The 21,671-nt window shown below is 69.5% G+C and carries 18 protein-coding genes; 1 reads left to right on the top strand and 17 read right to left on the bottom strand.

The window, feature by feature from the left end; all coding sequences use genetic code 11:
• Position 1: 1 nt before the first annotated feature.
• A complete protein-coding gene (locus KA248_07090) occupies positions 2 to 484 on the bottom strand; it encodes a DUF2059 domain-containing protein (GenBank protein MBP7829667.1) in 483 nt (160 codons plus the stop codon).
• A 173-nt stretch (positions 485 to 657) separates the two neighbouring features.
• On the opposite strand from KA248_07090, the gene KA248_07085 reads away from it, so the two are divergent.
• Positions 658 to 1,938 (top strand): OmpA family protein, encoded by a 1,281-nt coding sequence (locus KA248_07085; GenBank protein ID MBP7829666.1) that lies wholly within the window; start codon positions 658 to 660, stop codon positions 1,936 to 1,938.
• A 73-nt stretch (positions 1,939 to 2,011) separates the two neighbouring features.
• Here KA248_07085 and KA248_07080 read toward each other — a convergent pair whose 3' ends face one another.
• The 16 genes from KA248_07080 to KA248_07005 all read right to left on the bottom strand — a co-directional run.
• Positions 2,012 to 2,206, bottom strand: a complete 195-nt coding sequence (locus KA248_07080) for a hypothetical protein (GenBank protein MBP7829665.1) — start codon at positions 2,204 to 2,206, stop codon at positions 2,012 to 2,014.
• 93 nt (positions 2,207 to 2,299) lie between these two features.
• Positions 2,300 to 3,442, bottom strand: a complete 1,143-nt coding sequence (locus KA248_07075) for a DUF1343 domain-containing protein (GenBank protein ID MBP7829664.1) — start codon at positions 3,440 to 3,442, stop codon at positions 2,300 to 2,302.
• A gap of 146 nt (positions 3,443 to 3,588) precedes the next feature.
• Positions 3,589 to 4,563, bottom strand: a complete 975-nt coding sequence (locus KA248_07070; protein MBP7829663.1) for an MBL fold metallo-hydrolase — start codon at positions 4,561 to 4,563, stop codon at positions 3,589 to 3,591.
• Positions 4,560 to 5,405: a pantoate--beta-alanine ligase gene (locus KA248_07065; protein MBP7829662.1), complete on the bottom strand. Its 846-nt coding sequence runs from the start codon at positions 5,403 to 5,405 to the stop codon at positions 4,560 to 4,562. The genes KA248_07070 and KA248_07065 overlap by 4 nt, the downstream gene beginning before the upstream one ends.
• Before the next feature lie 140 nt (positions 5,406 to 5,545).
• Positions 5,546 to 7,198: a polysaccharide deacetylase family protein gene (locus KA248_07060; GenBank protein ID MBP7829661.1), complete on the bottom strand. Its 1,653-nt coding sequence runs from the start codon at positions 7,196 to 7,198 to the stop codon at positions 5,546 to 5,548.
• Positions 7,195 to 7,998 (bottom strand): 3-methyl-2-oxobutanoate hydroxymethyltransferase, encoded by an 804-nt coding sequence (panB, locus tag KA248_07055; GenBank protein ID MBP7829660.1) that lies wholly within the window; start codon positions 7,996 to 7,998, stop codon positions 7,195 to 7,197. Before panB ends, KA248_07060 begins: the two co-directional genes overlap by 4 nt.
• A 10-nt stretch (positions 7,999 to 8,008) precedes the next feature.
• The gene (gene folK, locus KA248_07050) at positions 8,009 to 8,512 is read right to left on the bottom strand and encodes a 2-amino-4-hydroxy-6-hydroxymethyldihydropteridine diphosphokinase (GenBank protein ID MBP7829659.1); all 504 of its coding nucleotides are present in this window, start codon (positions 8,510 to 8,512) and stop codon (positions 8,009 to 8,011) included.
• Positions 8,500 to 9,405, bottom strand: a complete 906-nt coding sequence (locus tag KA248_07045; GenBank protein ID MBP7829658.1) for a hypothetical protein — start codon at positions 9,403 to 9,405, stop codon at positions 8,500 to 8,502. Before KA248_07045 ends, folK begins: the two co-directional genes overlap by 13 nt.
• A gap of 278 nt (positions 9,406 to 9,683) precedes the next feature.
• Entirely contained in the window at positions 9,684 to 13,238 is a 3,555-nt protein-coding gene (locus tag KA248_07040) for a DUF3683 domain-containing protein (protein ID MBP7829657.1), read from the bottom strand.
• 73 nt (positions 13,239 to 13,311) lie between these two features.
• Complete coding sequence (locus tag KA248_07035; GenBank protein ID MBP7829656.1) at positions 13,312 to 14,313, bottom strand: radical SAM protein; 1,002 nt, start codon at positions 14,311 to 14,313, stop codon at positions 13,312 to 13,314.
• Positions 14,306 to 15,421, bottom strand: coding sequence for a glycosyltransferase family 4 protein (locus KA248_07030; GenBank protein MBP7829655.1), 1,116 nt, complete (start codon positions 15,419 to 15,421; stop codon positions 14,306 to 14,308). Before KA248_07030 ends, KA248_07035 begins: the two co-directional genes overlap by 8 nt.
• Positions 15,396 to 16,619 (bottom strand): glycosyltransferase, encoded by a 1,224-nt coding sequence (locus KA248_07025; protein ID MBP7829654.1) that lies wholly within the window; start codon positions 16,617 to 16,619, stop codon positions 15,396 to 15,398. The genes KA248_07030 and KA248_07025 overlap by 26 nt, the downstream gene beginning before the upstream one ends.
• Complete coding sequence (locus tag KA248_07020) at positions 16,616 to 17,860, bottom strand: hypothetical protein (GenBank protein ID MBP7829653.1); 1,245 nt, start codon at positions 17,858 to 17,860, stop codon at positions 16,616 to 16,618. The genes KA248_07025 and KA248_07020 overlap by 4 nt, the downstream gene beginning before the upstream one ends.
• Before the next feature lie 3 nt (positions 17,861 to 17,863).
• Complete coding sequence (locus tag KA248_07015) at positions 17,864 to 20,122, bottom strand: AAA family ATPase (GenBank protein ID MBP7829652.1); 2,259 nt, start codon at positions 20,120 to 20,122, stop codon at positions 17,864 to 17,866.
• 28 nt (positions 20,123 to 20,150) lie between these two features.
• Positions 20,151 to 21,542 carry an O-antigen ligase family protein gene (locus KA248_07010; protein ID MBP7829651.1) on the bottom strand — a complete coding sequence of 464 codons (1,392 nt, stop codon included), beginning with the start codon at positions 21,540 to 21,542 and terminating at the stop codon, positions 20,151 to 20,153.
• A 41-nt stretch (positions 21,543 to 21,583) separates the two neighbouring features.
• On the bottom strand, positions 21,584 to 21,671 hold an 88-nt coding region (locus KA248_07005; GenBank protein ID MBP7829650.1), incomplete at its 5' end, for a DUF2497 domain-containing protein.

The raw sequence follows: 21,671 nt of genomic DNA, 5'->3' as shown, positions 1-21,671 counted from the left end.
CCTATTCCGCGCCGGCTTCCGGCGCCCCAGCCGCCCGGTTCAGCTCCTGTTCGACCAGCGCGGCCCATTCGTCCCCGCTCCGCGCCAGCCGCTCCTGCACGATTTCCATCACGCGGGCGGAGATGAGCGGCGAGAGCGCCGCGAACTTCCGGCCGGTCCGGCTCTCGTAGAACTTGAGGATCTCGCCCATCTCCTGTTCGGAGAGCTCGCCCAGGTACAGCTCGACCACGGCGGGCTTCAGAGCGGCCCAACCGATCTTCCGCACCAGGAAATCCCGGAGGGTGTTTTCCGACCCGGCGAGGCCGGGCTCCGCCTCCACGGCCTCCCGGACCAGGGCGTCGAGCGTGGCCTGGCACACGGTCTCCACCCCGAAGAGATCCAGCAGCCGTTCCACGGACTGCCGGTGGGCGAGGGGGCCCGCATGGACCGTGATGACCATGGAAAGGATGCACAGGGATAAGAGGCTTCTGCTCCAAGTCTTCATGGCGTCCTCCTGTAACGTCGCGTGGTGGCGTTTGAATTCCTGAAGAGGATGATGAGATTCTCCAAGCGGGTTGCAAGTCTTTTCGGCCGCGTTCGGCTGCTTTTCACTTGCGCGGGGGCGGGGGCGTGATAGTCTGCACGGCTGTTTCGAGGCAACGCGGAGGGAGTGTCGACATGAACAGGATTACAGCGTTTCTGGCCGTCTGGCTGGTGTTGGCGATGGGGGCGGTGGCCGCCGAAGTGGACCTCTTCGAGGAAGCCCCGTGGTCCGGCGGCGTCGGGTTCAGCTTCATGCACTTCGAGGGCGACCAGGTCGTCGAGGACAGCGCCGGCCTGTCCCTGAAGTTCAACTACGCCTTCTCCCCCCGCTGGTCCGTGGACCTGGGCGCGGACCTGTTCCCGTCGCTCCCGAACCGCGAGTTCAGGACCGAGCGGCCCAACCAGCTGGACGACGACACGTGGGGCCTGCGCCTGGGCGCGGACGCGCTCCTGCACCTCCGCAACATCCAGAATCTCCGCTGGGATCCCTTCCTCGCGGCCGGCGTCGGTCTGATGGCCTTCGGCGATGACGTCGGCGGCGGCGAGGCCCAACCCGTTTTGGACGGCGGCGCCGGAATGTTCTATCACTTCAACGACGAGTGGGCCTTGCGCGGCGACCTGCGCGCGCATACCACGACGCTCAACTGGGAATTCCAGGCCCTGGCCTCCGTGGGCGTCATGTGGCGCTGGGGCGCCCACGTCGCGCCCGCCATGCAGGTGACCGGCGGCGAGCTCGACAGCGACGGCGACGGCCTGTTCGACCGCGAGGAGCAGGAGATCGGCACCGATCCCTTCGACCCGGACACGGACAAGGACGGCCTGACGGATTACCAGGAAGTCCGCACGACGCAGACCGATCCGCTCAACCCCGACTCCGATTCCGACGGCCTCACCGACGGCGCGGAGGTCAACGTCTACACCACCAATCCGCTCGACGCCGACACCGACGACGGCGGCGTGCGCGACGGGCACGAGGTCATCGAGGACGGCACCGATCCGCTCAACCCGAACGACGACCTGCAGCTCTTCACGCTCTACATCGAGTTCGACTACGACAAGTCCATCCTGAAGCCCCAGTACTTCGAGAAACTCGACATGATCGTCAAGGTGCTCCAGCGCGATCCGGGCGCCACGGCCCGCGTCGAGGGCCACGCGGACAAGCGCAAGACCTCGCAGCACGAGTACAACATGAAGTTGTCCGAGCGCCGCGCGAAGGCCGTGGTGGACTACCTGGTCAACACGGGCGGCATCGACCGGACCCGCCTCGTGTACAAGGGCTACGGCTTCACCCGGCCGGTCGCCCCGAACGACACCGAGGAGAACATGCAGAAGAACCGGCGCACGGAGATCTACATCCGCCCGTCCGGCAACGTCCCCGCGGTGTCCACGACCGAGCCGATGGCCGTGCCGGAATAAGGCGGGACGGGCCGGCTTCAACGAAGCCGGCTACAGCGCTGTAGCCGCGATCGGCGATCGCGGCCGGGGTTTTTCATCGCCGCACGTCCAGCTCGATGGACTCCTCCTCCACCGTGGAGCAGGGGCAGAGTTCGACGTGGAAGCGGATGTTCCGGCGGAGCGCATCGAGGGCGTTGCCCGCGCTCAACCCGTGCGCGCTGATGTCCAGTTCGGGGCACGAAGCCGTAAACTCGCCGTCCGCCGATTCGAGCTGGGCCGTGTATTTCATGGCGCGCCGATCTGAATTAACGTCCGCTGGAAACGAAGGAAGTCAAGCTGCGGACATCGGCTCGCGGGGACGCTCGCCCTCCATCAGGCGATGTCAACCGTACAGCAGCGCCGCCCGCCGTTTATCGGCAAAAACGGGCCGCCCGATTGCCCAGCCGGCGGCGATCTTCTCCGGCGCCGCGCCTTTGAGCAAGGCGAGCCGGACGGTATCGGTGCCCATCAGTTTGTCGAAGAACTCCGGCCGCGCGCCCGGCGCGTTCCACTGCGCCTCCGGCCCGTACAGGGCTTGCAGGGCGGCGAGCAGCGTGACGCCCGCTTGAACCGGCCGGAACGCGGCCGGGTCCGTGGCATTTAATCGAAGGCCCCGGACATCCTGCCCCTTGTACACCGCGCCCTCCGCCCGATAGGCGCAGGGCTCGATCCGGACCCCCGGCAGGGGGTGCGCCGCCAGTTCGTCGGCGAGTGCCAGGGCATCGAGCCACGGGGCGCTGATCACCTGGAAAGCCAGGTCCGTCCCGCGGCCGTGATCGAGCGCCGGCAGGGCCTCGAAGAACACCGTGGCCGGGAAGCACGCCGCGCAGGCCCAGGACCGGATCGCGGGCGAGGGGGGAATCCATCGGCCGGACGGGATCGGCGCGTCGTGCGAAAAGCCGCGCAGGGGTGCGACAAGCAGGTCGAGGTCCAGGCCAAGATCCTCGCGGAGAAAGCGAGCGGTCTCGCCCGGCGTCATGCCGTACGCGACGGGCGTGCGCACGAACCCCACGAAGCTCTCGAACGCCGGATCGAGCATCGGCCCGTCGACAACCCGGGGCAGGGGGATCGGCCGGTCGGCGACGACCACGGCCTTCCCGTTCTCCGCCGCGGCCTCCATCACGTAGCGTAGCGTCGAGACGTAGGTGTACGGCCGCGCGCCGAGGTCGTGCAGGTCGAAGACCAGAACGTCGAGTTCGCGCAGCATCTCCGGCGTCGGCTTGCGCGTCTCGCCGTAGAGCGAACGGATCGGCAGGCCGGAGACGGGTTCGCGCCCGTCGGCGACGAGCTCGCCCGCGCCGCCGCGCCCGGTAAACCCGTGCTCGGGGCCGAACAGGGCGACGAGGTTGACGCCGGCGTTCCGCAACCGGTCGACGGAATGAATTCCTTTGGAATCCACGCTGGCGGGATGGGCGATGAGGCCGACCCGCCGGTTCAGGAGCCGGTCCGGGTGCTCCTCGAGCAGTGTTTCAATGCCGGGTTGCACGGGCATGGCCTAGGGATAGACGTTCTCGGGTCAGGGATCAAGGCGCTAAGGAGTGCGCCGGCAAGTCCCGATCGCGAAGCGCATCGGGACGCGACGGCGCTGAAGGAGCGGCGTCGCGTCCCGCGGCGGGCCTTGCCGCCGCACTCTCAAGGCTTCACGGCGATGCACTCGCCCCAGAAGAGCAGTTCGGACGGGACGCCGCCGCGCGCCTTGAGGTCCAGGGCGATGTCGTAGGAGGCGGGGAAGCCGTCGTAGACGTGCTCCAGTTCCGCGAGGTGCTCGAACAGCAGCGCGCGCGGCCGGATCTTGCCGAGGGCCGACTGGACGGCGTCGAACGTGGTCGCCGTTTGCGCCGCGTGGCCGGGCTCGTGGGCTTCGTTGGGGTGCCGCCACGGGAGGAAGAACAGGTCGATGTCCCGGCCCGCCGTCTTTTCGAGCGTCTTGCTGTAATCCAAATCGCCGACGAACAGGAACGTGAAGCCGCCGGGGCAGACGACCTCGTAATAGACCAGCGGCACCTCGTCCATCGTCGCGCGCCAGACGTGGAATCCGCGGCGCGCGGTGACATCGAGTCCAACAACGTTGAATTGCAGGCCATCGTCCGCGGCGAGGACGGTCTTGAAATCGGGCCAGTCCGCGGCGAGGGGCGCGGGCAGGACGACCGGTTTGCCGCGTTCGAGGCAGGCGCGGACGAGGGCCTTGTCGTAGTGGTCGGGGTGGCGGTGCGTGACGAACAGCACGTCCAGCCGCGATGCCAGGCGCCCGGTGAGATCGGCCGAATCCGGCCAGCCGAACCGGCGCGGGAACGGATAGACGTCCAGCCCGATGGCCAGGCCGTCCGCGGTCAGGACGACGCCGTCGTTATACAGCTGCCAGGCCGTCGGCGGGGCGTCCGCGGGCTCGGCGGCGATGCCCTCGATGGCCTTGGCCAGCCGCGCCTCGACGGCCTGCCAGAAGGGATTGGGAAAGGTCTTCAGGTCGAACGGCGCGCCGGCGCGCGTGCTGTTTTCGATGAAGTTCCCGATTTTCAGGAAGGCGTCGCGCCGGATAGGGCTGGCGGAGAACGTGGGCGGCGTCGAATCGAGCACCATCAGCGTGGCCAGAAAGACGTCCAGGTTCATGGGCGCAGCACCGTGTTGTCGATGAGCCGCGTTTTGCCCACGAATACCGCCAGCGCGGCCATGACCGGGCGTTCGAGGACGCGGACGGGTTCCAGCGTGGCGTCGTCCACGATCTCGATGTAATCCACCCGGGCCAGCGGGGCGGAGGCGACGGTCTGCCGCATTTCCTCGGCGATCCGGGCGATGTCCCGTTCGCCCGCGCGGACGAGTTCTTCGGCCCGGTCGAGCGCGCGGCGCAGGCACAGGGCCTGGCGGCGCTCCTCCGGCGAGAGGTACTTGTTTCGCGAGCTCATGGCCAGGCCGTCGGGCTCGCGGACGGTGGGGCCGGCGACGATCTCGACGGGGAAATTCAGGTCGCGGACCATGCGCCGGATCACGCGCAGCTGCTGGCCGTCCTTCTCGCCGAACACGGCGACGTCGGGGAGCACGAGGTTGAACAGCTTGGCCACCACGGTGGCCACGCCCCGGAAATGGCCCGGCCGCGTCGCGCCGCAGAGCCCGCGGGAGAGGGACTCCTCGATCACGTACACGCTGTGGCCCGGCAGGTAGATGTCCTTCTCGTTCGGGTAGAAGATAATGTCCGTCCCCGCCTCCCGGCACAAGGCCTCGTCGCGCTCGAAGTCCCGGGGATATTTGGCCAGATCCTCGTTCGGCCCGAACTGGGTCGGGTTGACGAAGAGGCTCACGACCACGACTTCGCTGCGCGCGCGGGCGAGTCGGACCAGGGAGACGTGGCCCTCGTGGAGATAGCCCATGGTCGGCACGAACCCGATGCGCCGGCCCTCGCGGCGGAGGGCGCGGGCGCGGGCCTGCATGTCGGCGGGTGTGCGGATGATCTGCACGGGTCTCACTGTAGCGCGGGCGCGCGGGCGGCACAATACAGCAGTCGGGAAGGATGGGCTCGGGAGAGTGGCGCGGCCGTCTCGGCCGTGAATAGCGCGGGCGAGCCCCCCGGCACATTTCGCCCGGCCAGACATTCCCGTCAGGGCATCCCGCCGACGCGCAGGAACATCCGGCCCGGCAGCACGGAAAGGTCGCCGGTCCAGGCCTCGGTGAAGACGCCGGTGGCGAAGAGGCTCCAGCCCTCGCCGACCAGTTGGGTGGCGGCGTGCAACTCGTATTCCACCGCGGTTCGGTCCCAGGCCAGCGCGAGGCCGTTCGATTCCAGGTCGGCCCGGATCACGGCGAGGGTCGGGGCGCGGGGCGCGAGGGTGTCCAGGGCCACGTCCGCGCCCGTGAACAGGACCGGGTTGGTCGTATCGAGGCGGAACGTCACGGTCGCGGACCCGCCGGGGGCGAGGATCCGGTTGTACTGCTTGGCGTGGACCTCCAGGTGCGCCAGGGTCTGGGTCCAGAACCCGTCCCACAGCCACGAGACCTGCCCCGCGCTGATGTCCACGTCCGCGCGCCAGTGGAAGATGGAGCCCGCGGTGTCGTTCGTGACGACGAAGTACGCGTAGGTGTGCGTCGCGTCCTGGGAGATCACGTTGAAGGCCACGGTGCCGCCGCCGGTCGGCGCGAATTGCCAGTACAGGTTGGTGGGCGCCGGGTAGGCCGGCGGGCAGCCGCCGAGCACCCGCACCGTGCGGTATCCCGGGTAGGCGCAGGCCGCGACGTTGCTCTGCGGAGTCACCCGCGCGGTTTGGAAAACGGCTGCCGTGGGCGCGGCGGTCACGTCCACGGGGTCTCGCATGTATTCCGCAAGGTCCCGGTAGGTTACAAAATAGACGTGGGGGTACGCGAGGGCCCATGCCACGAACTCGTTGAGCGCCGCGATTCGCCACGCCGAGTGCGCGGGGTTCGACATCCACTGGTTGGTGGTCGTGGCGTGCAGGGCGAGCGTCAGCGGCGCGCGGTTCCCGTCGTAATGCCAGAGGAAATTCGTCTTCCACAAGGTCATCACGTCGTTGGACGCGTAGCTCTCGGGCGGGTCCATGATCGTGGCGGGGCTCCCGTTGGTGGCGAAGAGGTCGTACAAGTGAAGCTCAATGAGGCCGGGATACGGTTGCGCGGGCTTGCGGATGGCCGGGACGTTTTCGACCGCGCCGTCGTCGAGGGTATAGGCCCAGGTCATGGCGGCGGGCGAGGGGCTCATGCCGGCAAGATCCTCAAAGAGCGAGGAATCGTACAGGAAACCCTGCTCGGCCAGGATCCGGAAGCTGCCGTCGTTGCTGTACAAATAGGGCGCGCGAAAGCCGACGATGTCGCGCTCGGGGATGGCGCCCAGCGAGGCGAGCGTCGATCGGCCGCCGACGATCTCGCGCCGCCAGGCATCCGGCGGCGTGTTGGTGCCGGTCGTGTGCGTCATGGTGTGGACGGCGACCTCGTGGCCGTCGGCGTAGAGGCGCTGGACGAGCGGATAGTCTATCCGGGTGTCCAGCGAGACGAAGAACGTGGCCTTGATCGGCTGGCCGTTGGGGTTCACATGGTTGGTCAGGACGCTCTGGACCAGCGGATAGGAGTCCGTCGTGACGGAATCGTCCCACGAGAGCAGGACGATCTGCGGCGTGTTGAGCGGCGTCAGGCCGCCCGGCGGGTTCGTGGAGGCCGCGATGCAGTCCGGAGGCAGGCATTCGCCGGCGGCGCGGGCGGCGAGCCACCCGGCCAGGAGGACAAAGGAAACGGCCCGCTTCATTCGTACGACTGTTCCGGCCCCGGGAAGGCGCCGGTCTGGACTTCCTGCTTGTACTGCTTTACGACCTGCACGATTTGCGCGCCGAGCTCCGCGTAGCGCTTGACGAACTTCGGCTTGAAGTCGCCGTAGAGGCCGAGCACGTCGTGGAGCACGAGCACCTGCCCGTCGCAGGCCGGCCCCGCGCCGATGCCGATCGTCGGGATCTTCACGGCCGCGGTGATTTCGGCCGCGAGGTCGCCGGGCATGGCCTCCAGCACGAGCGCGAACGCGCCGGCCTCCTCGACCGCGCGGGCGTCCTCGAGCAACTGCTGCGCGCCCGCGTGGTTGCGGCCCTGGACCTTGTAGCCGCCCATGACCTCGATGCTCTGCGGCGTGAGCCCGATGTGCCCCAGCACGGGGATGCCGTTCTGCACCAGCGCGTGGATCAGCGGCTCGCGGAACGCGCCGCCCTCGATCTTCACCGCGTTGGCGCCGCCCTCCTGGATGAACCGCCCGGCATTGAGAATGGCCTGCTCGATGGAGGCGTGGTACGAGAGGAACGGCATGTCGCCGACGACAAGCGCCGTCTTCACGCCGCGCGCGACGGCCGCGGTGTGGTGGATCATGTCGTCCATCGTCACGGGCAGCGTGTTCTCGTAGCCGAGCATGGTCATGCCCAGCGAGTCGCCGACGAGGACCAGGTGAATCCCGGCCGCGTCCACGAGCCGGGCCATGGCATAGTCGTAGGCCGTCAGGGAAACGATTTTTTCCTTTCCCTTCAGGGCCTTGATCTTCGGCGCGGTCCAGGGGGTGGTGTTCACGGAAAGTACCTTACCATTCCTTGGCGAAAAGCGCGACCTTCGGTTCCGGGGGCAGGGCCTCCAGCACCTGCCGCACCGTGCGAGTCTCGCCCGGGATCACCAGGTCGGGCCGGATATCCGCCAGCGGCTGCACGACGAAGCGGCGCTCCTTCCAGTGCGGGTGCGGGATCACCAGCCCGCCGCTCTGGCAGGATGTGTTCCCGACGCAGACGATGTCCAGGTCGATCGTCCTCGGCATGAACCGGTCCAGCCCGCGCTTGCGGCCCAGCTTGGCCTCGAGCGCGTGGAGGCGCTTGTACCAGCCGTGGCCGTCCCACGGGCTTTCCAGGACCAGCACGGCGTTCAGGAAACGAAGGTGGCTGTACTTCTCCAGCACGCCGACCGGCTCGGTTTCATACACGGGCGACTGGGCCGCGATGCGGACGTCCGGCCACTCGGCGATCCGGCGGCGGGCCATCGTCAGGGCGGTCAGCCGGTCGCCCAGGTTCGAGCCCATGCTGACTATGGTTTCCATGTGCGGCGCATCCGGCGGATACCGGCATGAAGCCACATCGCCGCGCCGAACGCAAGCCCCAGCCCCGTGAGGGAGTCCCGGTAGTGCGGCGTGTGGGGCGTCCAGCGGTCGACGCGAAACAGGTCGGGCGCCGTAAAGACCCCGCTGGCGGTCACCTGTTGCTGCCGGTCCAGCGGCAGGCCCTCGACGCGCAGGATCTCCCCGGAGAACAGGCGCAGGCGGCCGCCGTCCCCGGGCAGGTAGACCGCGCGGTCAAACGCCGCCGCCCGGCCCGGCCGGTGCTCGACGTCCTGGAGCGTGCGGATCGAAAACGCGTCGGCCCGGAGCGGGCCTTGCAGGAACGCCAGGGGCAGCAGCCCGTACGCGGCGAGCCCCGCCGCGGCCGCGAGCCCGCGGCCGCCGCGGACGGGCAGGATCGGGCCGGCCGGCGCGCGGGCCTGCTGGTAGAGGCCCCATAGCCCGACGGCCACGCCCAGCGCCGTCAGCAGCGTGATCGCCCAGCCCTCCGCCGGCAGCAGGTCCCCGTCCGTCATCCGCCAGCTCGCGGGGGCGAACAGGAACACGCCGTTGCCGCCCTTCTGTTCCGCCGCGTCGATCAGCAGGTGCAGCAGCGAGTTGAAGGCCAGCACGGCCCAGGTCTTCCAGAACGACGCGGAGAGCAGGGCCAGCGCCGCGCCCAGCAGCAGGCAGAACGCCAGCGACGACTGGACCACGCCGTAGAGTTTCAGCGCGTAGGGGTCGGGCGAGACGGGCAGCACGCGGATGGCCCGCTGGATGATCCACGGCACGTCGGGAATAACGAGCCCGAGGAAGACCCATTTCAGGTCGGCCGTCCGGAACACGATCCTGGATGCCAATCCCTGCACGCCGAGGTGAACCAGTGTGCTGGGCATAATGTCGGATACTATATCGCGACCGGCCGATCCACAAGAAGGGTCAGGCGCCCCCAATCCGCGCGTAAGGATGGCGGTCGCTTGGGCAATCCCTGCGCCCGGCGCTGTCTGTGCGGCTCGCGGGGACGCTCGCCCTCCATAACGCTACCTATACGATGCAGATAGCTTCCTCGTCCGGAGGGGGAGCGTCCCCGCGAGCCGTGAACGCAAAGGAGAACCTGCGCGGGAGGGCATAGGGTCGAAGGTCCCTACGCGCGGATCGGGGTTCCTCCCGCCGGTCAGAACGTCGTGATTTCCGCCGCCCGGATGAATCCCTCCAGCTCGCGCGCCCAGTCCGGGCCGCCCAGGCGCCGGGCGAACTCGACCGCCAAGTGGCGGGGCTCTATGCTACGGTTCCGGCCGAGGCCCTGGAGGCAGGACGGGCAGTTGGTGAGGACCAGGCCCGTCCCGGCCTTTTCCGACGCGGCCCGGAGCGAGTCCGCCTTCCGCTGGAGCATGGAACCGGAAATGTCGGGCCGGCTCAAGGCCAGCGTGCCGGCCTCGGAGCAGCAGTGGGGCACGGACTCGACCGGGCCCGCGCCGCCGCGCGCCAGCAGCGCCGGGCCGCCGCCCGCGAGCGAATCGTGGCACGGGGCGTGGTAGAGCGCCGGCGCGCCGCCGCCGGGCAACTCCGCGCCGCCGGCGAGGACGAACTCCGACACGTCGCGCAGCGGGCCGCCGAAGACGGCCTCCAGTCCCATCGCGCGCAGGGCTTCCATGCACGTGCCGCAGCTCACCACGCAGGCGTCGAACCGGAGATAGCCGAACATGTCGCGGATCTGGCTGAAGACGATCGTGTCGTGCAGCACGATGCGGTTGTGCCGTTCGCCGTCGGCGTTCGCGTAGGCCGGGAACCCGCAGCACAGGAACGGCGGCGGGAGGACGACCTGGTTCCCGGTCTTGACCAGCAGGTAGAGCGCGGCCAGCGAGACGTCGGAGAACAGCCGCTCCGAGCCGCAGCCGGGGAAGTAGAAGACGGAAGCCTTCGGCGCTCCTTCCGGCCGGAAGCAGAGGGCCTGGTTGTCCTTGCAGGGCGGGAGCCGGTCGCGCAGCGTCCCCGGCGGCGCGGGCGGCAGGGGCGAGGCCAGCAGGGCGTGGCCGGGCACGTGTTTCACCAGCGTCTTCGGCAAGGCGGCCGCCACGCGGTGCGCGAGCCGCTGGCCGGCCCCGCCCGCGCGGAGCACGCCGGCCCGGAACAGGCGGTTGACCAGCGGGCCCCGGCTTTCGAGGTAGGCCAGCGTCAGGCGCGTCGGCGCCGGGGTGTGCTTGACATGGCGCGCCTTCAGGATGTTCCGCTCCAGGATCGAGACCTCGCCGGTATCGATGTCCACGGGGCACGGCTTGAGGCACTTGTGGCAGGCGGTGCAGTGGTCCGCGAGGTCCTCCAGGAACCGCAGGCCCTCGAAGCGGGTCGAGCGCGAGCGCTGCGCGTCGTAGAGCAGCGCCTCGATCAGCGCGCCGATCGCCAGGTTCTTGTTGCGCGGGTGGTAGAACAGGTTCCGCGCGGGATAGAACACGCAGCAGTCCGCCTTGCACTTGCCGCACCGGACGCACTTCGCGATCTTCAGCGCCAGCTCCTCCAGCGAGCCGTGCCGGAGAATGCGCGCCTCCAGCTCCAGCAGGTTGAACGACGGCGTGAACACGGCGTCCAGCGCGCCGGTATCCTGCAGCTTGCCCGGGTTCAGGAGCCCGTCCGGGTCCAGGCGGCGGCGGTGCTCGTCCAGTTCGCGGATGCGCTCCGGCTCGAGGTGCTTGAGCTTGGTGATGCCGATGCCGTGCTCGCCGCTGACCGCGCCGCCCATCTCCACCGCCGTCCGCATGGCCCCGTCCGCCTCGCGCGCGGCCCGCTCCATCATGTCGCGGTCGTTCGAGAAGACGGGGATGTTGACGTGGACGTTGCCGTCCCCGGCGTGCATGTGGGTGGCGAGCACGATGCGGCGGGACCGCACGTGGCGCTCGGCCGCGTCCAGGTCCGCCTCGATCTGGCGGTAGCCGGAGACGAGCTGACCGAGCCCGGCCCGCAGTTCCCGGATGACGCGCTCGCTGCGCAGGTCCTCGGGCGCCGCGCGCCCGAGCTGCTCCGCCGCCTCGGCGCACAGCTGCCGCGCGCGCGGGATCTTGCCCGAGTACCATTCCGCGTCCTCGGCGACGGCGGCCGATTCGATGCGCCGCCCGAACTCGGCCGCGAGCCACTGCTGGTTGCGCCGGTTCTCGTCGTTGTTGCGCCCGTCCACGTAGCGCGCGAACCGGGCGAGGGCCTCAAGGGGCAGGACGATGTCCTCGTTGAGCTTGAAGGCGTTCGTGTGCGCGGCGATGGCGCCCAGCTTCTTGCGGTCCTGCCAGAACCGGGCGGCCTCCGCGTCGTCGCGCGCCGCGAACAGGCAGGTGTTGGGATAGGGGTGGAGCAGGGCCTCCAGCTTCCGCGATCCGGCCGCCAGCTGGTCCGGCGTATGGCCGACGAGATCGATGAGCAGGACCGCCTTCGGCGGGCGGGCGCGCGGGGCCTTGTTCTTGTAGCCGATCGCGCGCACGTACTGGTCGTCGAAATGCTCCAGCGCCATCAGCGCCTCGCCGCCGCCCGCCTCGAACGCCCGCGAGATGTCGACGATCACGCGGCTGGCCTCGTCCATGTCGTCGCCGTAGAACTCCAGGCAGAAGGTCCGCCGCTGCGGGTAGGGCTCGTGGAGGATGAACTCGGCCGACGTGATGATCCCGTCGGTGCCCTCCTTCTGCAGGCCGGGCAGGCCGCCCAGCGCCTTGTTCGTCACGTCCTTCCACAGGCCCGGCTTGCGAAGGTCCGAGCCCCGGAGCGTGATCGTCTGCCGCGCGCGGCCGTCCTCGCCGGCGACCTCGAATTCCACGGTATCGTCGGGCCGGATCTTCCGGCCGGGATGCGCCCGCCGCCGGACCTCGAGGTTCGTCCCGTCCGGCAGGGCCATCCGCCAGCGGAGCACGTTGTCGATGGCCGTGCCCCAGAGCACGGCGGTCTTGCCGCCGGCGTTCTCGGCGAGGTTGCCGCCGATCGTGGACGCCCAGGCGCTGGTGGGGTCGGTGGCGAAGACCTTGCCGCGCCGGCGGGCGTACTCGATCGCGTCGTCGGTGATCACGCCCGCCTCGACGGCCAGCGCGTTCCCGGAAAGGCCGCGGATGCGGTTGAGCTTCTCCGTATTGACCATCACGCAGTTCTCGCGGAGGGGCACGGCGCCGCCGGTCAGGCCGGTGCCCGCGCCGCGCGGGATCGCGTGGAGCCCGAGCCCGCGGATCGCCGCGAGCAGGGGGGCGACCTCTTCCTCCCGGCCCGGGCGCGCGACCGCGGCGGGCAGGCACAGCCGCCAGTCGGTGGCGTCGGTCGCGTGGCACACGAGGGCGAAGGGGTCGAACAGGACGTTGTCCTCGCCGATGATCGCGCCGAGCCGCCGGCGGATCTGCGTGCGGCGCGCGGGCGCGGCGGCGAGCGCCGCCGCCAGTTCGCCCGCGACCCGTTCGCACTGCTCCACGATCCGCAGGACATCCTCGTTCGGGCCGGCCCCGGCGCGCACGGTCTTGAGCTCGCTCCGCATCTCCTCGAAGAACGCGGCCTGCCGCCGGGGATGGTCCAGCAGGTCCTGGATCATGAAGGGGTTTCGCTTGAGCACGAAGAGGTCGCCGATGACGCGCAGGAGCAGGCGGGCGGACCGGCCGGTGACGCGCTTGGCGCGCAGGCCCTCCCACCGGGCCCAGGTCTCCTCCCCGAACAGGAACCGGATCACCTGCCCGTCGTCCGCCGAGGTGTAGTTGTACGGGATTTCGCGCACGGCGAGTATGAAGCCGGAAGACGGCGGTGCTCACAAGAAGAAACCGCCGTCCGCCGTCCCGGCCGTAACAAGATCACTCACGGCTGTGACGTGTTTTGTTGCGGACGCGCGGGGAGAGGAGCTTGCGCCGCAGGATCCAGCGCAGGACGGTCCAGGGGTTCCGCTTGATCGGTTCCGCCGCGCTGCCGATCATCCAGCAGTGCCGGCCGCAGCCGGCCACCTCCCGGCGGATCGCCTCCGCCTCGGGGCCGCGCCAGATGTCCCGGAAGTCGCGCTGGCGGATGTTCCCCATGCTGCGCTCCATGACGTTGCAGGGACGGATCTCGCCGTAGGGATCGAGGAAGAACGACTCGCCGCCCATGGCGCAGGGCAGCAGGCGCGGGTTCCCGCGGATGTACTCGATCAGGCCGTGGTTGAAGTAGGCGCGGAACCAGTCCTTCGGCCGCCGGCTGCGGAGCAGGGCATCGATCAGCTTCTCCAGCGCCTCGACGGCGGCGTCGGGCCGCTCGAACCGGTTGTCCGTCTTGTGGAAGTAGTAGGCGTTGTGCACGGCGGCGGTGGCGAATTCGAGGCCCATCATCTGCGAGAGCGTGTAGAGGTCCAGCAGGTCGGCGACGTTGCGGTCGGAGAGGGTGATGCCGAACCCGATGTCCTTGAGGCCCATCCGGTGCAGGGCGAGCAGGGTCCGCAGCCCGTGGTCGAAGCCGTCGGGCAGCCCCCGAAGCTCGTCGTTGGCCTTCGGCAGGCCCTCGATGCTGACGCGGACGCCGATCCAGGGATGCCGCCGCGCGACCTCGACGATGCGGTCGGTGAGGTAGCCGTTGGTGCTGACGACGACCCGCCGCGCCTTGCCGCGCAGCACGTCCAGGAGTTCCGGCAGGTCGTCGCGCAGGAAGGGCTCGCCGCCGGTGACGTTGAGCGTGGGGATGTCCGGCAGCCGGGCCAGGTCGGCGGCGCCGATTTCCTCGGCGGGGTCCGTCGGGTGCTGCCACGTATGGCACATGTGGCAGCGCGCGTTGCAGCGGTAGGTGACGATGATGCTGGCGAACCGGATCGTGTCGTTGCGCTTATTCATGCCGGGCGGCTCCGAGAATGATTTCCCGGTAGTATCGCTCAAACTCGTCGGCGATGCGATCCCAGGAGTATTCCCGGCGGACGCGAGCGGCGGCCCGGCCGCCATACGTGGCCGCGGTGTCGGGATGGTCGAGCAGATCCTGGAGTTTCGCCGCAAGGTCGGCGGCATCGCCCCGGCGGAACAGGACGCCGGCCTCGGCGACGGCCTCGGCGTTCTCCGGGATGTCGCTGGCCAGGCAGCAGAGCCCGCGGCCCATGGCCTCCAGCAGGGCGAGGGACAGGCCCTCCACGTCGGACGGCTGCACGTACACGCGGGCGTGGCTGAACAGCTCGTCCCGCAGCGCGCCCTGGACGAAGCCGGGCCAGACGATCCGGGGATCGTCGCCCGCCAGGCGGCGCAGTTCATCCCGGTAGGCGTCCTCGCCGGGCACGTCGCCGGCGAGCACCAGCTTGCACGGCGCGGCGAGACGGCGGAAGGCCTCGACCAGGACATGGGCGCCCTTCTCGCGGACCAGCCGCGAGGCGAAGAGCACGTAGCGCCCGGGTTCAAGGCCGAGGGAATACAGCTCGTGCGCGGGCCGGGGCTCCTTGACGTCCGCGCCGCCCGGGATGTACCGCGCCTCGATGCCGTACTCGGCTCGAAAGTATTCGCATTGCGTCCGCGAGACGGCGGTGACGTGGCGGTTGGCGCGGATGGACCACCGCTCGAGGCTCCGCAGCACCGACAGGCCGAACCGCGACCACCGCGTCCGCTTCCACTCGATGCCGTGGAACTGGATCAGCGTGGGCTTGCGGCAGAGCCGCGTGAACCAGCCCATGACGCCGGGCCCGACAGAATGGAGGTGGACGACGTCCGCCCACGGCGACAGGCCGGCGTGAATCGCGGCCGCCACGCCCGCGCTCACTTTTTCCGTGGGGGTGAACGGCAGGCACGGCACCCCGGTAATCCGCATCCCCCGGTAGTCGGGCTCGATGCGGCCGTGGTGGCGCATGGAGTAGACCCGGACGCCATGGCCCCGGGAGACCAGCCGCGCCCCGAGTTCCTCGGTGTATCGTTCGATTCCGCCGCCCCGGGCGACGTTCTTAACCACGGCGAAGGCAATCTTCATAAACTTCCAGCAGTTCCTCCGCGTGCCGTTCGGGCGAAAACTCTTCTTCCGCGCGCCGCCGGGCCGCGCGGCCCATTTCCTCCCGCCGGGCGCGGTCGCGTCCCAAGGTGTCCATGCGCTCGCGGAGGGCGTCGGCGTCGCCGGCCGGAAAGAGCAGGCCGGTCTGGCCCGGCTCGACCATCTCGGGGATGCCGCCGATGTCCGCGCCGATGACGGGCTTGCCGTGGGCGAACGCCTCGAGCACGCTCATCGGGGCGTTTTCGTACCATTCGGACGGAATGACGAGGAAGGCCGCCTCGCGGAATTCCCGGGCCAGCGCCTCGCCGGACTGGTATCCCGCGAATGTCACGCGGCCCCGCAGGCCCAGGCGGGCGGACTCGGCCTCCAGTTCGCCGCGCAGGGGACCGTCTCCGACCACGCGCAGGGGGATGTCCAATCCCTTCATGGCCCGCAGGAGGGTGCGGGCGCCCTTCTCGATCGAGAGGCGGCCCGCGTACAGCGCATGCGCGCCTTCGCCGGGCGAGGCCACTACGCCGGCGGTTTCGACGCTGTTCGGCAGGTACGCCAGGCGGTCGGGGGCGTAACCGTTGTCGAGCAGCGTCTGCCGAGCGAACCGGCTCACACAGATGAACCGCCGGATCGGCGCATACTTTTTCCCCCAGGCGACGAGGTAGGCCTCCGCGGTGTAGAGCGCCGAGGCAGCGAGACTGGACTTGTGGCACCGTTTCAACAGGCAGCGGTAGAACCGTCCGCCGGCGCAGGCCGAGCAGACCCGCCCGTGATCGAGCGCGAGGTACGAGGGGCACACCAGCTTGTAGTCGTGCACGGTCAGGACCACGGGGAGCCCGGCCTCCCGGGCGACGTCGAGGACCGCGGTGGTCAGGCCGCCGTAGATGTTGTGGGCGTGCAGGATGCCGGGCCGCGCGACGTCCAGGAACCGCCGGAACGCGCGGCCCATCGCCGGATTATACACGACGCGCAGGGCGTGCCGCCACTTGCCGAACCCGCGGAGTTGCTCGATGGCGACGCGCGGCGGGTAGAGCGCGGCATGCTCCTGCTCCAGGTCGCTGGGGCCGCGGCAGCCGAAGAAGCTCACCTCGTGGCCCCGGCCGCGGAGCATGGCCGCCTCTTCGAACATCACGCGTTCCGAGCCTCCGCGGAGGCAGAGGTGGTTATTGAGGAAGCAGACCGGTTTCATGGCGGCGCCCCCGGGGGCCCGGCGGCGCCGGGCGCCGGGCGGGCCGCGCTGGCCAGGAACAGGGCGAAGAGGCTCATCACGAGGAAGTTGTCGAGGTTGTTCTCGGTGAAGGCGTAGGCGGCCATCATGATGGCGGGTCCGCGGGCGGCCAGCTCGGTGCGCCGGTACAGGATGAACCAGGCGGCGAGGTTGGCCAGCAGGCCGAGGATGCCCACCTCGAACAGCAGGCGGAGATAATCGTTGTGGGGTAGTTTCTCCAGGAAGACCCTGCTGGAGCCGATCCCGTGGCCGAGGAGCCGGGCGAATGCGCCGGCGCGGCGGAATTCCCGCAGCGTTTCGCGCCAGTGCGCGAGGCGCCAGATCGAGGAGGTATATTCCACGCCGCCATACTCGTTGCCCAATTCCCAGAAATTCAGGTCTTCGCCCGCGGCGAGGTCGGCGTAATGCTGCTGCGCGACATAGACCTTCGACCAGAGGGGGCCGATGTACCGCATTTCGGCGAGGGCCTCCGGATCGACGGTGCGAAAGATGATCAACACGATCGCGCCGAGCAGGGCGGCCGCGGCCAGCGAGGCATACGTGAGCTTCGCGAGGCGCGTGTGCAACAGCGCGACGGCGAGGCCGGCCAGGTAGCTGGCCAGGGCCCCCATGGTGCCGGAGAGAAGGATCAGGACAAACACGAGCGCGTGCGTCCCGAGGATGAACCACCGCGGATCCCGCGCGTGATCGACGAAGAACAGGAGGCTCATGGCGGCCAGGGCGTAATTGTTGGGATTGGCGAATGAACCCTCCACGCGCTCCAACGAAAGGCCTTGGACCAGGCCGACGGCCAGCACGGCCAGGACGGCGCCGAGCCCCCACCAGCGCTCCGGCGCTCGATAGAGGGGGGCGAGGTGGAGCGAAGAGGCCGCCAGGAGGACGAACAGGAGGGCGAAGTACTTGATGACGTAGGCCGGCGAGCTGTCGTCCCCGGTGGTGAGGCCGGCCAGCAGGGCGACCGCGGGCAGCAAGGCCGAAAACAGCAGCGCCACGGTCAGCCCGGTCAGGGGAAGCGGGAAAAGATGACGGGCGGCGCACGCCGTGATGACGGCCAGGAAAAACGCGGCGCCCAGGATTTGACGCTCGCCGCCCGTGAGGTCGTTCAGCAGGATGAACAGCACGTAGAAGGCGTAGCCCGCCGTGAGGAAGCGCCAGGGGGCGCTGTTTCCCGGCGGGCGGGCCTGGAGCGTTCCCGGAAGCATGCGTCAACCGCCGCCATTTTCCCCGGCCGGCGCGTAGTTCTTGTAGTGCTGCTGGTAATGGTAGTAGGGGCTGTACGTGCTGTAGAGCATCCTGGAGACATCGAGGTCGTTCACCACCAGCCCCAGGCTGTGAATGCCGGACTCCCGCAGGCGGTGAATCGTGTGCCAGGTCAGGCGCTTCCGGCTGACTTCCGGCCGGACCATCACGAGCGTGAAGTCGGCCAGGGGCGCGAGGGCCAGGGTGTCGCTGACGAGACCCAGCGGCGGGGCGTCCAGCACGACGTGGTCGTACTTGGTTCGCGCCCAGGCCATCAGGTTTTCCACCGTCGCCGTGCCGAAGGCGTCGGCCGGGCTGCTGCTGGTGGCCGGCCGGCTGGCGATCACGTCCAGGTTCGGGCAATCGGGCGCCGGGCAGGGCAGGCCGACGAACGGATGACTGGGGCCCGTCAGCGCCGTCAGCAGGTCGGTCCGCCCGGTCGGGATCGGGAAGATGCCCGCGAGCCGCGGGCGGCGGAGATCGAAATCCACGAGCAGGATGCGCCGGCCTTTCTTCGCGAGCGTGGCCGCCAGGTTGCAGCTGGTCACGGTCTTGCCCTCGCCGGGAATGGAACTGGCCACGAGAATGACCTTCGACTGCTCCTTGTGTCGCGGCGAGTCGAGCATGGCGCCGAGGCCCGCGAAGGCTTCGCTCACCTCGCTGAAGCGCTGCCGGATCGTGGCGGTGGCGACGGACGAGCGGTCCGCGCCCTTCACGTGCGGCACCACGGCGAGGATGGGCAGGCCGCGCCCCTCGAAGTCCTCGGGGCCCGTGACCCGGTCCTCGAAGAGGTCGCACAGGATGATCAGGCCGAGCCCGCCTATGCATCCGAGCAGCAGCGCCAGGACCAGCGTGCGGATCGGCTGCGGGCGGACGGGCCGGGTGGGCACGACCGCCGGATCCACGGTCTTGATGGTCGCCGTGTTTTCGTCGGCCGCCATGCGGGCGTCCTGGATGCGGGTCAGGATGCCGCGGAACGACTGGTCGGCGGCGTCGCGCGTCCGCTCCAGGGCGGCCAGGCGAGTCCTGTGCTCCACAATCTCGATCTCCAGCTCGGCGGCGAGCTGGATCTGCTCGTCCTTCTTACGGCGTAGCGTTTCGGCCTGGTCCACCAGTAGCTTGTGATTCGAGCGCGCGGTCGCCCGGGCCCGCTCGAGAACCTTCAGCGCCTGCTCGCGGTAGAGCGCCACCATGTTGTCCCGCGTCTGGATCTCGGGATGTTTCGGCGTGTACGTGGCCAGCAGGCCGTCGCGTTCGACGACGGTCACGCGCCACTGTTCGAGCGCGGCGCGGATTTCCTCGGCCAGGGGGATCTCCGCCGGGAAGTCGCCCGCCTTCTCGGGGTCCAGCTTCAGCTCCTCCAGCCGGACGGACAGCGCCCGCGCCGTGGCCTCGCGGCTTTCGACCTCGACGAGCGCCTGGTTGAATTCCTGCAGGGCGGCATCCACCGTCTTTCTCTGGCTCTCCAGGGCGTCGATCTTGTATTTCTGGCGGAACTCCAGCAGGGCGTTTTCGGCCGCCAGGAGTTCCTTGCGCTGCACCTCGGCCTGCGCCTCCAGCCACACGACGGCGGCGTCGGACGTCAACCGGTTCTCATCGTAGGCGTTTGCCTCGGCCGCGGCGGTGAACGCGTTGCACGCCGCCGCCGCCACTTCCGGGACGGGGTGCTCGAACTCCACGCGGATCAGGCGCGACCGGCGGACGAGCGTCAGGGTGAGCCCCTTCTCGAACCGCCGCAGGCGCTTTTCGAGCGTTTTCTCGGGCGAGGTCTTCCCCGAGGCGCGGGCATCCGGAGGATAGAACACCCCGGGGTGGTCGGCATCCAGCCGCGCCAGCGCGGCCAGGAGCATGGTGCGGCCCTTGAAGCGCTCGAGGCGCGTGTTGAACACCTCGGCGGACTGCTGCGCGCCGGTCTGCTCCTCGATGACCGCGGGCTGCTGGGTCATGATGCGCGGGCGCCGCACGCTCAACTCGATCAGGCTGTTGGCGCGGTAGATGCGCTCGGCGGTCCACAGGTAGCCGACGGCCGCGACCGCCGCCAGCGCCAGGACCATGGCGAAGGTGCGCCAGCGGCGCAGGAGGCGCCGCGGATCGAGCAGCGCAACGCCCGTCGGGGGCGCGCCGTAGAGGCTTCCGTAGTAGGGGGCGCTTCCATAGAGAGACTGCGGGTCCGGGGCCTGGGTGGGCGCCGGGGACGCTTCCATTCTGCCTTGATTCTGTTCCATGCAATCTCCTCCTCGTCGGGCGCCGGGGTCAGGTCGAAACCAGCAACTCGGGTGACGGACCCCGCGCCGTTAATCCGGGCAGCGCCGCCAGGACAGCCGTCCACGTCCACAACACGGCGGGACAGCGAAACGGCAGGTCGATTAGACTGAACGCGGCGACCAAAAGCAAGCCGGCGCATGACATGGTGAAGACCGCCCCGCGGAGGCCACCGCGCCCGAGCAGAGGGACGGTCAGCGCGGCGGCCGCCAGCGCCATCAGGCCGCCGCCGGCCAGGCCGAACTCCGCCAGGAACTGGAGGGGGTCGCAATGGACGTTGGCGCGGCCGGGATTGTTGCGGAGGTAATCCCATTCCTCCGGCGGCAAATAGAACGCCACAACGTAACGGAAGCCCCACCCGCCGGTCCCGTACAGCGGGTAATCCTTGAACGCGCTCCAGGCGGCCTTCCAGAGGCGCGGACGATCCGAGAGATCGAGATTGAATTGCGCCAGGCCCGGAACGAGTTGGTGCGCCGGCCGGCGGCGAGGGGTGAATTCCCCGCGGATGGCCCGGCCCCCGACGCCCAGCACGGCGAAATAGAGAGCCGTGCCCACCACCGCCGCGGCGACCAGTCCGTGGACGCGGGCCGCCGGCCGGAGGAGGCGCCAGCCCCGGACCATCCCGTATGCGGCGGTGAACGCCGCCAGCAGCCAGGCCAGGAGGATGCCTCCCCGGCTTAAGGACAGGTTGGCGCCCGCCAGGCACAGCGCGAGGCTGACCGCGAGGCCGGCGACCGTCAAGCGGCTCATCGGCCGGTCCCGGCGGAACACCTGCCGGAACAGCAGCCCGGCGGCCACGCCGGCCAGCAGGAGAAAATAGGCCGCCGCGTGGTTGGCGTAGCCGAAGGAGGCGAAAGAAATCGCGCGCGGCGGCATGCGCCAGATCAGGTGCGGCGAGCCCGACAGGAACTGGACCGCTCCGCATAGGGCCAGCGCCCCGCCGGTGAAGACCAGGCCGCGCATCACCAGCCCCAGGTTCTTCCGTGTCATCCCGGGAGCCCGCAGGCAGAGCGCGAGCACCCAGGCGGGGAAAAACCAGTAAAGCATTTGTGCCGCCTCCCGGCGGGTGAAAGACCACGGGAGCCGCGGATGGGGCGGGGGAGAGTAGAGCCAGCGCCGGGCATCGGCGTCATACTGGAGTTCCCGCCCGGTGTTCCACAACTGAAGGCCCAGGTAGGCGAGGAAGAGCAGGCCCAGCCAGAAAAAGGCATCCTGTTTCAGCGGGCGCCGGCCGGAGAGGAAGTAGAGCGCCAGCAGCGAGGCCGCGGCGACCGTAAAGAAGAGCGCGTCCGCGCGTTTCAGGCCGGCCCATCGCCAGGCCGCCGCCACCAGGAAAAGAAGACAGCCCCATGCCAGGCGCCTGTCCGACGGGCCCATGGTCATGGGGCTGAATCCGGCTATGGAATCAGAAGTCGCCGCGATGACTAGAGTTCCTGTCCTTCATACGGAGGAGGCGGCGGCGGAGGAGGTGGAGGCGGAGGTGGAGGCGGAGGTGGAGGCGGAGGTGGAGGC

The sequence above is a fragment of the Kiritimatiellia bacterium genome (genome assembly GCA_018001225.1).
Classification (GTDB): Bacteria; Verrucomicrobiota; Kiritimatiellia; order CAIQIC01; family JAGNIJ01; genus JAGNIJ01.
The sequence above is the reverse complement of the archived record's forward strand: the minus strand, read 5'-3'. Positions and strand labels throughout refer to the sequence as shown.